The organism is Allostreptomyces psammosilenae (assembly GCF_013407765.1).
GTDB classification, from domain to species: domain Bacteria; phylum Actinomycetota; class Actinomycetes; order Streptomycetales; family Streptomycetaceae; genus Allostreptomyces; species Allostreptomyces psammosilenae.
In genome coordinates this window covers 4,340,171-4,353,041 of sequence record NZ_JACBZD010000001.1, presented here as the reverse complement: position 1 = coordinate 4,353,041, position 12,871 = coordinate 4,340,171, and the positions used below count along the sequence as shown (strand labels likewise).

Sequence of the window (12,871 nt, the reverse complement as noted above, 5' to 3'; positions counted from 1 at the left end):
CCCATCGAGCGCCTCCCGGGAAGACGTCTGTCGTGAGGTGGAGGGGCGGCCGGTCGGTCGGCGATGCCGCAGGGCCTCCTGCTGTACGACGGTACTCCGTCCGTCCGGGTGCTCTCACCCGGTTCGGCGTGTTCTCCGCGTACGGAATCGTCGATCCGCCGCGGCGCCCGCGCCCGACCGGCCCGAAGGGGGCAGGTCGGGGCGCCGGGCGCCGCGGCGGAGGGGTCACTTCGAGCCGACCATGGACTGGCGCGGCGTGGTGATCTCGTCCACCAGACCGTAGTCCAGAGCCTCCTGGGCGGTCAGGATCTTGTCACGCTCGATGTCGTCGCGCACCTGCTCGATGGAGCGGTTGGAGTGCTCGGAGAGCATCTCCTCCAGCAGCTCGCGCATCCGCTGGATCTCCCGGGCCTGGATCTCCAGGTCGGTGACCTGCCCGCGGCCGGTCTCGCTGTACGGCTGATGGATCAGGATGCGGGAGTTCGGCAGCGCCATGCGCTTGCCCGGCGTGCCGGCGGCCAGCAGCACGGCCGCGGCCGAAGCGGCCTGGCCCATGCAGACCGTCTGGATGTCGGGCTTGACGTACCGCATGGTGTCGTAGATGGCGGTCAGCGCCGTGAACGAGCCACCGGGAGAGTTGATGTAGATGGAGATGTCCCGGTCCGGGTCCATCGACTCCAGGCAGATCAGCTGGGCCATCACGTCGTTGGCGGAGGCGTCGTCGATCTGCACGCCGAGGAAGATGATGCGCTCCTCGAACAGCTTCGCGTACGGATCGTACTCGCGAATGCCCTGGGAGGTGCGCTCCACGAACCGCGGGACGACGTAGCGGCTCTCCGGGCGCACTCCCTCGTACTGGGAGCGCGGGGTGTACAGGCTGGACATGGGGAAGGTCCTCCGGGAGTTCGGGGCGGCTGGAAGCGGGGGCGTCGTGGGGCGGGTCAGGCCCCGGTACCGCCACCGCCCGGCAGGCTCGCGGCGCTGCGGTAGACCTCGTCGATGAGGCCGTAGTCCTTGGCCTCCTGGGCGGAGAACCAGCGGTCGCGCTCGAAGTCGCGCTTGATCGCCTCGGTGGTCTGGCCGGAGTGCTCGGCGGTCAGCCGGGCCATCTTCTCCTTGGTGCGCAGCAGCCGCTCCGACTGGATGCGGATGTCGGTGGCCGAACCGGCGAGGCCGGCGGACGGCTGGTGCATCAGGATCTCGGCGTTCGGCAGCGCGAAGCGCTTGCCGGGCGTGCCCGCGGTCAGCAGGAACTGCCCCATCGAGGCGGCCATGCCCATCGCCACGGTCACCACGTCGTTCTGGATGTACTGCATGGTGTCGTAGATCGCCATGCCGGCCGAGATGGAGCCACCCGGGGAGTTGATGTAGAGGTAGACGTCCTTCTCGGGGTCCGCGGCGAGGAGCAGCAGCTGGGCGCAGATGGAGTTCGCGATCTCATCGTCCACCTGCGATCCGAGGAAGATGATCCGCTCACGGAGCAGCCGGTTGTAGACCTGGCCGTCGAGGCCGAACGGTTCGCCGGGACCCTGGCTGCGGGCGGAGGGCACCACGAGCCCCGGAGTCTGGATCTGCGGAGTCGTCACGTATCCACCTGCTTCGTCCGACGGCTGGGAGCCGTCTCGTGTCGGGTGCGCCGCCTCTCTCGCGCGCGGCGCCTGACGTGTCCTGCGCGGGCCGCTCGGGTGGACCGTCCGGGGGCGAGCCACCCGGTGTGCCGCTTCCACCCCGGCCCCTTGTGCATTTGACCCTAACGCGCGGCCGGTACGGCGCCATCCCCCACACGGACCTGTTCGCTGTGAGCGCAGGCAACAGCCGAACGGGTGACTGCCGGCGGCCTGCTGACCCCGTTTCGGCCGCCGGCACGCGGAGGGCCCGGGTGCTCGATCGAGCACCCGGGCCCTCCCGGTTGGTTCACACGGGGCTCATCCGGCCCCGGCCGGCCGACCTCAGTCGCGGGCCTCGCCGGACTCGGCGCCCTCGGCCTCGGACTCGGCGGACTCGGCGGCGGACTCCTCGCCCTCCTCGGCCTCCTCGTCCTCGAGGTCGACGACGTCGCCGTTGCTGTCCAGCACCTTGGCGTCCTCGACCACGGAGGCGAGCGCCTTGCCGCGCATGACCTCGCCGACCAGCGCCTGGACCTGGCCGCCCTGCACGATCTGCTGGGCGAACTGGTCCGGGGCCATACCGGAGTCGGCGGCGCGGCGCAGCAGGTGCTCGGTGAGCTCGTCCTGGCTGACCGACAGCTTCTCCCGCTCGGCGATGGCGTCCAGCACGAACTGGGCCTTGATGCCGCGCTTGGCCTGCTGGTCGATCTCCTCCTCGAACTCCTCGCGGGTCTTGCCCTGGATGGACAGGTAGCCGTCCAGGTCCAGGCCCATCTGCGGGAGCTGGTGGTGCTCGAGGTTGTGCTTGCGGTTGGAGATCTCCGCCTCCAGGAGCTTCTCCGGCAGCGGCACGTCGAGGGAGTCCAGCAGGGCGTCCAGGACCTTGGTCTGGGCCTCCTGGATCTGCTCGACCTTGCGGCGCTCCTCCAGGCGCTTGCGGGTGTCGGCCCGCAGCTCCTCCAGGGTGTCGAACTCGCTGACCGTCTGGGCGAACTCCTCGTCCAGCTCGGGCAGCTCCTTGACCTGGACGGCGGTGACGGTGACGGTCACCTCGGCCTCGCGGCCGGCGCCGGAGCCGCCCTTGAGCTCGGAGGTGAAGGTGGCGCTGCCGCCGGCCTCCAGGCCGGTGACGGCCTCGTCGATGCCCTCGAGCAGCCGGCCGGAGCCGATCTCGTAGGAGACGCCCTGGGCGACGCCGTCCTCCAGCACCTCGCCGTCGATCCGGGCCTCGAGGTCGACCACGACGGTGTCGCCGGCCTCGGCGGCGCGCTCGACCGGCACCATGGTGGCGAACCGCTCGCGCAGCTGCTCCACGGTGGAGTCGATGTCCTCCTCGGTGACCTCGACGGCGTCCACGGTGACCTCGATGGACTCGAAGTTCTCCGGGAGGGTGATCTCCGGGCGGACGTCCACCTCGGCGGTGAACTTCAGCTCGGCGCCGTCGTTGAGCTCGGTGATGTCGACCTCGGGCTGGCCGATGGCCTTGATCTCGCCCTCGCGCACGGCCTGGTCGTACAGACCCGGAAGGGCGTCGTTGATGGCCTCCTGCAGCACGGCCGCGCGGCCGAACTGCCGGTCGATGATCGGGGCGGGGACCTTGCCCTTCCGGAAACCGGGAACCGTCACCTGCTTGTTGATCTTCTTGTACGCCGCGTCGAGGCTGGGCTTCAGTTCCTCGAAGGGCACCTCGACGGTGAGCCGAACCCGGGTCGGGTTCAGAGTCTCCACGGCGCTCTTCACGGTTGTGGTCTCCTTGGGGCTTGCGGTCGGTTTGTCCGTCGAGCGCGGAGCACCGTCCGGGACGGCGGGCCCCGGTGCTACCGGTGGCCCCTCGGCCGAACATCGGTGCCCCGCACCGCGCGCAGGCAGCCGGCCACCCGGACTGGCCCGCCGTGTGGACGCGGGCCGGGCCGTGCGAGCCGGCAGCCGACAGGACGTGGTGTGGGGGCGCGGGGCTCCGTCCACTCCCGTCCCCGCCGTCTCGGCGGGCCGGTCGTGCGGTCCCTGACCCTCGTCGCCCCGTAACAGGCGCGCCTTGCATAGTACCCGTCCGGGCCACGCAGGGCAGAACGATCATGGGGCAGGCGTTCGGGGCCGCGGATACCGCGGCCTTCGATGGTCGGGGCGCCCGGATTTGAACCGAGGACCTTCCGCTCCCAAAGCGGACGCGCTACCAAACTGCGCCACGCCCCGCCCGTGATCGACGCTCGTAGCGTACATGCCGAACGGCTGCGGGGCGCACGCATATCTGCGTGGCGACGGCGGCGCCCGGGGCGGCGGCGGAGCGCACGACGACACGGGCCGGTCGCTGGGGCGCGCGTGCCCCGCCGCCCCGCCCGCGGCGGCGGGAAGCCGCCGGCGGGCCGGGGGGCGGGGCGGGCGCGGGGGCCGGATGCGGGCCGGACGGCCCGGCCGGCCGTCGACCGGCGGGGTGCCTGCTGCGCGGGCGGCCGGGGACCCGCTAAGCTGTCGGCGGCACGCACGGCAGGTCACCTCGGTGTGGGTGGCGGCGCCGGGTGCGCCTCGCGCGGGCGTAGCTCAATGGTAGAGCCCCAGTCTTCCAAACTGGCTACGCGGGTTCGATTCCCGTCGCCCGCTCCATATTGCTCCGGCCCAGGTCAGAGGGGTTTCCCTCGGTCCTGGGCCGGAGTCGTTCCGGGCGCCGGCCCCCAGGCCCCCAGGCCGCCGGCGCGGGCGGACCGGCGGAGGTGGACCTGCGGGGCAGGCCGGTGGGGCGGTCCGTCAGTAGGACGGCTCCTCCTCGGGGGCCCGCTCCTCGGTCGGGGTGTCCTCCTCGGTGGGGGTGTCCTCCTCGGTGGGGGTCTCCTCGTCCGTCGGGTAGTCCTCGGTCGGGGACTCCTCCGGAGTGGTCTCCCCGGGCGAGGCGCCGCCCCCCGGGGCCCCCTCGGGCGGGGTCAGCACGGTGTCGATGATGTAGATCGTCGCGTTGGCGGTCGCCAGGTTGCCGCAGACCACCGCCGCCTCGTCGTTGACCCAGAACTCCTCGCCGGAGCCGGAGGTGGTGAGGTTGTCGCCCTGGAGGGTCACGAAGTCGCCCTCCTCCAGCTGCGTCGGGTCGTCCAGGCGCTCGTTGACCACGTGGTAGGTCAGCACCTGGGTGAGCTGGTCCTGGTCGTCCAGCAGGCCGCTCAACTCGTCCTCGGAGAGCTTCTCGAAGGCCGAGTCGTCCGGGGCGAAGAGCGTGACGTTGTCGGCGCTGTTCAGCGTGTCGACCAGGTCGGCGGTCTGGACCGCCTCGGCGAGCGTGGACAGCTGCGGGATCTCGGTGACGGCGGTGCCCACCGGGTCCTCGGCGATGCCCTCCGGCGAGCCGTCGCCCTCGGTGGGCAGGTCGGCGCAGGCGGGGCCGAAGGGCTCGCCCGTGGCGCCCGCGGTCGGCTGTGGGCTCTGCGGCGACTCGGTCTGGGTGACGGGTTGCTCCCCGGCGACCGCCCCGCCCGCCGCCGAGGCCTCATCGCCGCCCTCGCCGCCCTCGGCGCAGGCGGCGAGCGGGACGGCCATGGCGACGGTGGCCGCCACGGCCACCGCGGAACGCTTGAAACGTTTGCTGTACACGTACTGCTCCTCGTGGGTCGGTGCTCTCTCGGTGCTGCCTGTCGCACGCGACGGGATGCCGAGCCATCCGACAACTGATTTTTCATGACATTCTTCTCAAATCGGACGCGACTCCCCGAGGAGGAGGGACAAGATCCGGTCAGGTGACAACGCCGCCACCGAATGCCCGGCGGCGGTGGGCGCGCGCCGCCGCCGGCGCGACGCCCCAGGCCACCGCCCGGGCGCCGGGCGACGCGCCCACGGGACGCGGCGGGGCCGCACCGGGGTCGCCCGGGGCGCACGGTGGCCGGTACCGGCACTACCCACGCGCCCCGAGTGCACCCTGGACGGACCGACCGGTAACGACTTCCCTGGAGAAACCGAGCGGCCACGAGCGCACGTCCCGCGCGCCGGAGCACGCTCGGTCGGTCGCCATGGGAGCGATCGGCACGGGGTCCGTGAAGACGCCCGCCACCCGCACGCCGGCGACGCCGTCGGCAGCGCTCCCGGCCACCACGCAAGCATCTGCCATCACCGACCACTCGTCGCGCCGCCAGCGCCGCGGCGCGGGATGGGGGGCGACGCCATGCCGACCGCGCACCGAAGCGACCGCACCGGCAGCGCCGACAGCAGCGGTACCACCCGCCTGGGCGCCGCCCTGGCGTCGGCCCACCGCTACACCGGGGGTCCCACCCCCGCCTATCTGCCGGCGCGTCCCTCGCCGGCCGAGCAGCGGCTGCGGGACTGGTCGGAGATCCAGGAACGCATGCTCGTGCCCGTGTACGAGGAGGTCTGGCGGCGGCTCGGGCTGGACGCCCACAGCCGGCTGCTGCTGCCCGACTGCGGCTCCGGCCTCGCCCTGCTGCTGGCACGGTCCCGCGGCGCACACGTCACCGGCGTGGACACCGACCCGGGGCTGCTGCGGCTGGCGGCCGAACGCCTCGAACGCGCCTGGGCCGCCGGACACGGCGGCCGTCGCGCCGAGGCCCGCCCCCACGCCCGGACCACCGCGGCGACCCGGCCCCCACACGCCCCTGCCGGGGGCGGCGGTTCCGGCGGTGGCTCGGTTGGTGGTTCGGTTGGTGGTACCGGACCCGCTGCCGGCGGCGGTGGCGGCGGGGTGGGCTCGTCCTGCCCGGCAAGCGCCGGCGGGACTCCGTCGGCCGCCCCGTCCTCGGGAGCCGGTGCCGTGCCGGGCCACGGCCGCCCGGTGAAGCCGCGGCCAGCGGTGCCGGAGCTGCCGTTCCCGGCCGCGCGGCCGTTCGCCTTCCGGGTCGCGGGCGCGGAGCGGCTGCCCTACCCGGCCGGCGCCTTCACCGCCGCGGCGTGGTTCTCCGGAGCCCCCGGCGCGGCCGACGCCTCCGGCGCGCTGGCCGAGCTGCGCCGGGTGGTGGCCCCCGGAGGGCTGGTGGCGGCGGCGTCGTGGGGGCCGGCCGACGAGTGCGAGGTACGGGCGCTGCTGGAGCTCGCGGAGCGACTGAGCGGGCCGCTGCCCTCCCCCGCGCAGGCGCAGGCCAGGCTGCGCGAGGCCTTCGCGCTGGGCCGCCCGGGAGCGCTGGAGGACGTGGCGGAGCGGGCCCTGCTGCGGCCGGCGGGCGTGGGGCAGGTCGACTGCCCGTTCCACTACGCGGACCTGGACAGCGCCGTCGCCGGCCTGCTGGCCACCGGCTGGTTCGACACGGCGGTGGAGTCGGTGGGGCAGGTGCAGGTCACCAAGGAGGTGGGCGAACTGCTGCACACCCGGGTGCGACCGGACGGCACGGTGCGGCTGGCCAACACCTTCCGCTACGTGCTCGCCTACGCCTGAGGCGCCCGCGACGCCTGGGGTGCCAGGTACGCCCGAGGGCTCGCTAAGCACCAGTTACGCCCCAGGGGTCGCTCCGCCCGAGGGGCCCGCTCCGCCCCAGACAGGTGCCCGCTACACCTGAAGGACCCTCCGGGTGCGGCGCCGTCCTCCTCAACTGAAGTTATCCACAGGCGGGAAATGGGGGACTGCGCCGCGTTGCTCCCCCGTGGGATCCTGAAGAAGGGGGGCGAAAATCCCCCTACCGGGGGTTGGGCGGGGTTCCAGGGCGGGGTTCCAGGGCGGGGGAAGTCGGGAGTCTGCCATCAGGCCGGGCCTCCGGGGGGGCCAGGCGGGGCCGGGCCTCCGGGAAGGGCTGGGCCGAGCCAGCGCGCGTGCGCCCAGAAGCCGAGGGCCCGTGCGCCCAGAGGCCGGGGCCGCGCCCGGTGCGCCCGGAAACCGAGGCCAAGGCACGTGCCCTCCACAAACCGGGGCCGCGCCCATGCGCTCAGGGGCCAGGGCCAAGGCCCTCGCGCCCCGAGGCCAGGGCCAAGCCCCTTCGTGCTCAGAGGCCGGGCCCAAGCCCCTCCCGCTCAGAGGCCGGGCCATTCCTCGGCGGTGAGCGCGAAGCGGTCGTGGTCGCGCCAGGCGCCGTTGATGTACAGCATCCGGGGCGAGAAGCCCTCGTGCCGGAAGCCGAGTCGGCGGGCCATCGCCACGGAGCGGAGGTTGTCCGGCTGCGCGTTGATCTCCAGGCGGTGGAGCCCGAGCCCGTCCGGCTCCGGGGCGAAGCAGCGGTCCACGATCAGCCGCATGCCCTCCGTCATCCGCCCCGTCCCGGCGTACGGCAGGTAGGAGTCGTACCCGAGGGTGCCGTTGCAGAAGGCCCCGCGCACGATGTTGGCCACGTTGCAGCGGCCCACGATCCCGCCGTCCGCCCGGTCCAGGATGATGAACGTGCGCAGCTGGTCGCCCTGCCGCCGCAGCAGGTCCGCCAGGACGTCCGGAACGACCGGGTTCCACGGCGCGATGTGCTCCCGGGAGCGCAGCACGGCCGCGCGCACGGCCGCGACGTCGGCCTCCGCCGGGGCACGGACGAGTACCCGGGGCGCCACCGCCCCCTCCCGCCCGGCGTGCCGCCGGGGCGGGAAGGAGGGGCGCCCGGGCCTCGTCACCGCTTGCCGTCCGGCGGCAGCAGGTCGCGGAACTCCTTGGGCAGCTCGAAGTCGTCCGGCAGCCCGGCCCCGTCGCCCAGGCCGAACGCGCCGGCCCCGATCGACGGCTGCCCGCCGCGCTGCGGCTCGGCGGCCCGCTTGGCCGGGTTGCCGCTGCGGGAGCGTCCCTTGGCCTTCTTCTGCGCCTTGCCGCCCTTGCGCTTGCCGCCACCGCCCATGCCCGGCATACCAGGCATGCCGGGCATTCCCGGCATGCCGCCCTGGGCGAAGCGGTTCATCATCTTGCGGGCCTCGAAGAAGCGCTCGACCAGCCCGCTGACCTCGCCGACCGCCACGCCCGAACCGCGGGCGATGCGGGCCCGGCGGGAGCCGTTGATGATCTTCGGGTCCTCGCGCTCGGCGGGGGTCATCGACTTGATGATGGCCGCGATGCGGTCCACGTCGCGCTCGTCGATGCTGTTGATCTGGTCCCGCATCTGGGCCATGCCCGGCAGCATGCCGAGCAGCTTGGAGATGGAGCCCATCTTGCGGACCTGCTCCATCTGCTGGAGGAAGTCGTCCAGCGTGAAGCCCTTGCCGCCGCCGGAGGCGAGCTTGCGGGCGGTCTTCTCGGCCTCGGCCGCGTCGAAGGTCCGCTCGGCCTGCTCGATCAGGCTGAGCACGTCGCCCATGCCCAGGATCCGGGAGGCCATCCGGTCGGGGTGGAAGGCGTCGAAGTCGTCGAGCTTCTCGCCGTTGGAGGCGAACATGATCTGGCGGCCGGTGACCTCGGCCACCGAGAGCGCCGCGCCACCGCGGGCGTCACCGTCGAGCTTGGAGAGCACCACGCCGTCGAAGCCGACGCCGTCCAAGAACGCCTGGGCGGTGGTGACCGCGTCCTGGCCGATCATCGCGTCCACGACGAAGAGGACCTCGTCGGGCTTGACGGCGTCGCGGATGTCGGCGGCCTGCTGCATCAGCTCGGCGTCGATGCCGAGGCGGCCGGCGGTGTCGACGATCACCACGTCGTACTGCTTGGTGCGGGCGTGCTCGATGGACTGCTCGGCCACCCGCACCGGGTCGCCGACGCCGTTGCCCGGCTCGGGCGCGAAGACGGCCACCCCGGCGCGCTCCGCGACCACGCTGAGCTGGTTGACGGCGTTGGGGCGCTGGAGGTCGCAGGCCACCAGCAGCGGCGCGTGGCCCTGCGCCTTCAGCCACCGGCCGAGCTTGCCGGCCAGGGTGGTCTTGCCGGCGCCCTGGAGGCCGGCGAGCATGATGACCGTCGGCGGGTTCTTGGCCAGCCGCAGCCGGCGGGTCTCGCCGCCGAGGATGGCCACCAGTTCCTCGTTGACGATCTTGATGACCTGCTGCGCCGGGTTGAGGGCCTTGGACACCTCGGCGCCGAGCGCGCGCTCCTTGACCCGCTTGATGAACGAGCGGACCACCGGCAGGGCGACATCCGCTTCGAGCAGGGCGATGCGGATCTCGCGGGCCGTGGCGTCGATGTCCGCCTCGGAGAGGCGGCCCTTGCCCCGGAGGTTCTTGAAGGTCGCTGCGAGGCGGTCGGAAAGGGTGTCGAACACGTCGGTCGCGGGTCCTCGTGGCTGCGGTGGGTGGGAGCCACCGGTGTCGCGGGGCCGGGCCCGTGGCTGTCTCGGGCCCGGCCCCGCGACGCCGGGCGCTCCCGGGGTCGTCCCCCAGGGTATCGGGCGGGGGAGGAAGAGCGTCCGCGGAGACGGAACGGGTGGGTGCGCGCGGGCGCACCCACCCGCCGCGGCGTCCGGCGGATCAGTCGCCGGCCAGCGCGGAGAGTTCGGCCTCCACGGCCCGGGCCACGGCCGCCGCGTGCCGCGGGGTGAGCGGGGCGCCCTTGTCGTCCACCACGTAGAAGGCGTCCACGGCCTCCGCGCCCAGGGTGCTCACCCGCGCCTGCCGGACGTCCAGGCCGTGGCCGGCGAAGGCCAGGCCGACGCGGTGCAGCAGGCCGGGCCGGTCGTGGGCCCGCACCTCCAGCACGGTGGCGCCGGTCGCCGCCCCCGGGGCCACCACGACCCTGGGCGGGGCGACGCGCGCGCCCCGGCGCACCGGGTGGGAGCGGTCCCGTTCGGCCAGTCGCGCGGTCACGTCGAGCCGGCCGTCCAGGGCCCGGCCGAGGTCCTCGGTGAGCCGCCGCGGGGCGGGGCCGCGCCCGTAGCCGGTGGCGACCGTCCAGGTCTGCACGGCGACGCCGTCGACGCCGGCCAGCACGGCGGAGCGCACGGTGAGCCGGTGCAGCGCGAGCACGCCGGCGGCCAGGGCCAGCAGGCCGGGGCGGTCCGGGGCGGCGAGCGTGACCTCGATCCCGGGCAGCGGCGGGCCGTCCTCCTCCGCGTCCTCCACGCTCTCCGGTGACGGGCCGGCGACCTCGACGACCGGGCCGCCCGAGGCCAGCACGGCCTCCACGGCGCGGCGCTGCTCGGCGGTGAGCTCGGTGGCCGCGCCCGAGGCCCCCGCGGGGCCGGTGGTTCCGGCGGTCCCGGTCGCGGTGGCGCCGGGGCGGGTCTGGCCGGTCAGCGCGGCCTCGACCTTGTCGACCAGCACCTCCACCAGGGCCTCCCGCCAGCCGCCCCAGGCGGCCGGGCCGGTGGCCAGCGCGTCGGCCTCGGTGAGCGCGTGCAGCAGGCGCAGTTCCTCGGGGGTGCGCACGGCGGCGGTGAGGGTGGCGACGGTGGCCGGGTCCTCCGGGTCGCGCCGGGTGGCGGTGTCGACCAGCAGCAGGTGGTGGCGGACGAGGCGGCCGAGGAGTTCGGCGTCGACCGGGTCGAAGCCCATCCGCGCGGCGAGGTCGACGGCTATGGTGCGCCCGGCCACCGAGTGGTCCCCGGGCCAGCCCTTGCCCATGTCGTGCAGGAGGGCGACCACCAGCAGCAGGTCGGGGCGGGCGACCCGGCGGGTGAGCGCCGAGGCGTGCACGGCGGTCTGCACCAGGTGCCGGTCGACGGTGTACAGGTGCACGGCGTTGCGCTGGGGGCGGCAGCGGACCCGCTCCCAGTCCGGCAGCAGCCGGCCGATGAGGTGTTCGGCTTCCAGGGCCTCCCACACCGGAAGCAGTGCCTCGCCGGAGCCGAGCAGCGCCACCAGCAGGTCGCGGGCCTCGCGGGGCCAGGGCACGGGCAGCGGCGGGCACTCGCGGGCCAGCCGGGCGACGGCGTGCCGGGACAGCGGGATCCCGGCCTGGGCGGCGGCCGCGGCGGCGCGCAGCAGCAGCAGCGGGTCGCGTTCGGGGCGGGCGCCGCGGGCCAGGACGGCCTCGCCGTCCTCCTCGACGACGCCGTGCGCCAGCGGGCGGCGGGTGGCGCCGCCCCCGGTGGGGTCGACCTGTCCGGACATCCGCAGGCGGCGCAGTCGTCCGGCGCCGGGGCGGCGGCCGCGGACGACGCGTTCCACCTCGCGCCAGGTGACCTCCTCGGCCCAGGCGATGGCGCGGGCGGACTCCGAGACGGTGCGCAGCAGCGCGTCGGCGTCGAGCACGCCGAGCCGGTCGGCGACGGCGTCCTGCTCCTGGAGGACGAGTCGGTCGGTGCCGCGGCCGGTGACCAGGTGGAGGGCGTCGCGGACGTCCAGCAGCCGGTCGCGGGCGGCGGCGAGCCCGTCGCGTGGGGCGTCGGCGATCCAGGTGGCGGCGACGGCGTCGAGGACGACCACGTCGCGCAGGCCGCCGCGGGCCTCCTTGAGGTCGGGTTCGAGGAGGAAGGCGAGGTCGCCGTGGCGCAGGGCGCGCTCGCGGCCCATCTCGCGGAGTTCGGGCAGCCGGCGTGGGGCGGCGGCGCGCCAGTCGGCGAGGACGGCGCCGCGCAGTTCGGCGGTGAGGTCGTCGTCTCCGGCGACGTGGCGCAGGTCGAGCATGCCGAGCTGGGTCTTGAGGTTCTCGGCGGCGACTGCTCTGGCTTCGCGGGGGGTGCGCACGGAGTGGTCCAGGGCGGTCCCGGCGTCCCAGATGGGGTACCAGATGGCTTCGGCGAGCGTGGTGAGCTGGTCGGGGCCGAGGGTTCCGTCGTGCAGCAGGACGAGGTCGAGGTCGCTGCGCGGGGACAGGGCGCGGCGGCCGTGGCCGCCGACGGCGGCGAGGGCGACGCGCGGGCCGTGTGCGGCGCGTCCGTCGCGGGGGGTGGCGGCGCGCACGGCGGCGCGCAGCAGGTGGGCGAGCCAGTCGTCGGTGAGGGCGGAGAGCCGTTGCCGGCGGGTCGCTCCGGGGAGGGTGGTGGTGGCGAGCAGTGTGTCGCGGGCGGCCTGCCAGGCGGCGGTGGCGGCGGCCGGGTCGCCGGGGGTGGGGGTGGGGGCGGCTTCGGCGCCGGCGGTCGGGGGGGTGTCGCGGAGCGTGTCGGCGCTGCGGGTGCTGCCGAGTGCCGACGTGGGCTCGTGCTGCATCGGGATTCTCCCCTTCGCCTGTGGGGCCTGTTCGGGCCGCCGGCCTGGTGGCCTGGTGGCCGGTGCGGACGGGCGCGGGTCCGCCTCGCTCGACTCGGCTGGTTCGGCCGGCGGTCGCGGTGGGGTCGGTGGGGCGTGGCCTGGCTGTCGATTGTGCCGGACGGCCGGTGCGGCGGGCCGGGACGGAACGAGGCCGGTGCGGGTGGTGCGGGCGGTGTGGGCCCGGCGTGGTGTGGGGCGGTACGGGACGAGGGCGGTGGAAGGGGGGTCCCCCTTCCACCGCCCTCGTGGGTCAGGTGGTGCCGTTGGTGCCGGGCTGCGTCCCGGCCGCCGGGGCGTGGTCCGCGCGGCCGCGGGCGTCC

The 12,871-nt window shown here is 74.6% G+C and carries 7 protein-coding genes, 2 tRNA genes and 1 pseudogene; 2 read left to right on the top strand and 8 right to left on the bottom strand.

The genetic code is table 11. The annotated features are described in order from the left end of the window. Positions 1–225 precede the first annotated feature (225 nt). From FHU37_RS17995 to FHU37_RS17980, 4 genes are all read right to left on the bottom strand, one after another. Entirely contained in the window at positions 226–885 is a 660-nt protein-coding gene (locus FHU37_RS17995; RefSeq protein ID WP_179815178.1) for an ATP-dependent Clp protease proteolytic subunit, read from the bottom strand. Between the two features lie 56 nt (positions 886–941). Beyond that, positions 942–1,571: an ATP-dependent Clp protease proteolytic subunit gene (locus FHU37_RS17990; protein ID WP_376774037.1), complete on the bottom strand. Its 630-nt coding sequence runs from the start codon at positions 1,569–1,571 to the stop codon at positions 942–944. Positions 1,572–1,949: 378 nt separating this feature from the next. After that, complete coding sequence (gene tig / locus FHU37_RS17985; RefSeq protein WP_179815177.1) at positions 1,950–3,347, bottom strand: trigger factor; 1,398 nt, start codon at positions 3,345–3,347, stop codon at positions 1,950–1,952. Positions 3,348–3,723: 376 nt separating this feature from the next. Then, positions 3,724–3,800: transfer RNA gene (locus FHU37_RS17980), tRNA-Pro, on the bottom strand. Positions 3,801–4,134: 334 nt separating this feature from the next. On the opposite strand from FHU37_RS17980, the gene FHU37_RS17975 reads away from it, so the two are divergent. Continuing rightward, positions 4,135–4,208: transfer RNA gene (locus tag FHU37_RS17975), tRNA-Gly, on the top strand. Between the two features lie 303 nt (positions 4,209–4,511). Here FHU37_RS17975 and FHU37_RS17970 read toward each other — a convergent pair. Further along, positions 4,512–5,183, bottom strand: a pseudogene (locus FHU37_RS17970) (fasciclin domain-containing protein); the annotation flags it as partial. Positions 5,184–5,748: 565 nt separating this feature from the next. Here FHU37_RS17970 and FHU37_RS29380 point away from each other — a divergent pair. Beyond that, entirely contained in the window at positions 5,749–6,969 is a 1,221-nt protein-coding gene (locus FHU37_RS29380; RefSeq protein ID WP_179815175.1) for a hypothetical protein, read from the top strand. A gap of 569 nt (positions 6,970–7,538) precedes the next feature. On the opposite strand, the gene FHU37_RS17960 is transcribed toward FHU37_RS29380, so the two are convergent. From FHU37_RS17960 to FHU37_RS17950, 3 genes are all read right to left on the bottom strand, one after another. Then, positions 7,539–8,060: a GNAT family N-acetyltransferase gene (locus tag FHU37_RS17960; RefSeq protein WP_179815174.1), complete on the bottom strand. Its 522-nt coding sequence runs from the start codon at positions 8,058–8,060 to the stop codon at positions 7,539–7,541. Between the two features lie 56 nt (positions 8,061–8,116). Further along, the gene (gene ffh / locus FHU37_RS17955) at positions 8,117–9,685 is read right to left on the bottom strand and encodes a signal recognition particle protein (protein ID WP_179815173.1); all 1,569 of its coding nucleotides are present in this window, start codon (positions 9,683–9,685) and stop codon (positions 8,117–8,119) included. Positions 9,686–9,890: 205 nt separating this feature from the next. Then, complete coding sequence (locus tag FHU37_RS17950) at positions 9,891–12,509, bottom strand: [protein-PII] uridylyltransferase (RefSeq protein WP_179815172.1); 2,619 nt, start codon at positions 12,507–12,509, stop codon at positions 9,891–9,893. Positions 12,510–12,871: the final 362 nt, after the last annotated feature.

Bases quoted from the DNA above. Each gene is read 5' to 3' on its own strand.
- FHU37_RS17995 (WP_179815178.1), bottom strand. From the start codon at position 885: ATGTCCAGCCTGTACACCCCGCGCTCCCAGTACGAGGGAGTGCGCCCG.
- FHU37_RS29380 (WP_179815175.1), top strand. From the start codon at position 5,749: ATGCCGACCGCGCACCGAAGCGACCGCACCGGCAGCGCCGACAGCAGC.
- FHU37_RS17950 (WP_179815172.1), bottom strand. From the start codon at position 12,509: ATGCAGCACGAGCCCACGTCGGCACTCGGCAGCACCCGCAGCGCCGAC.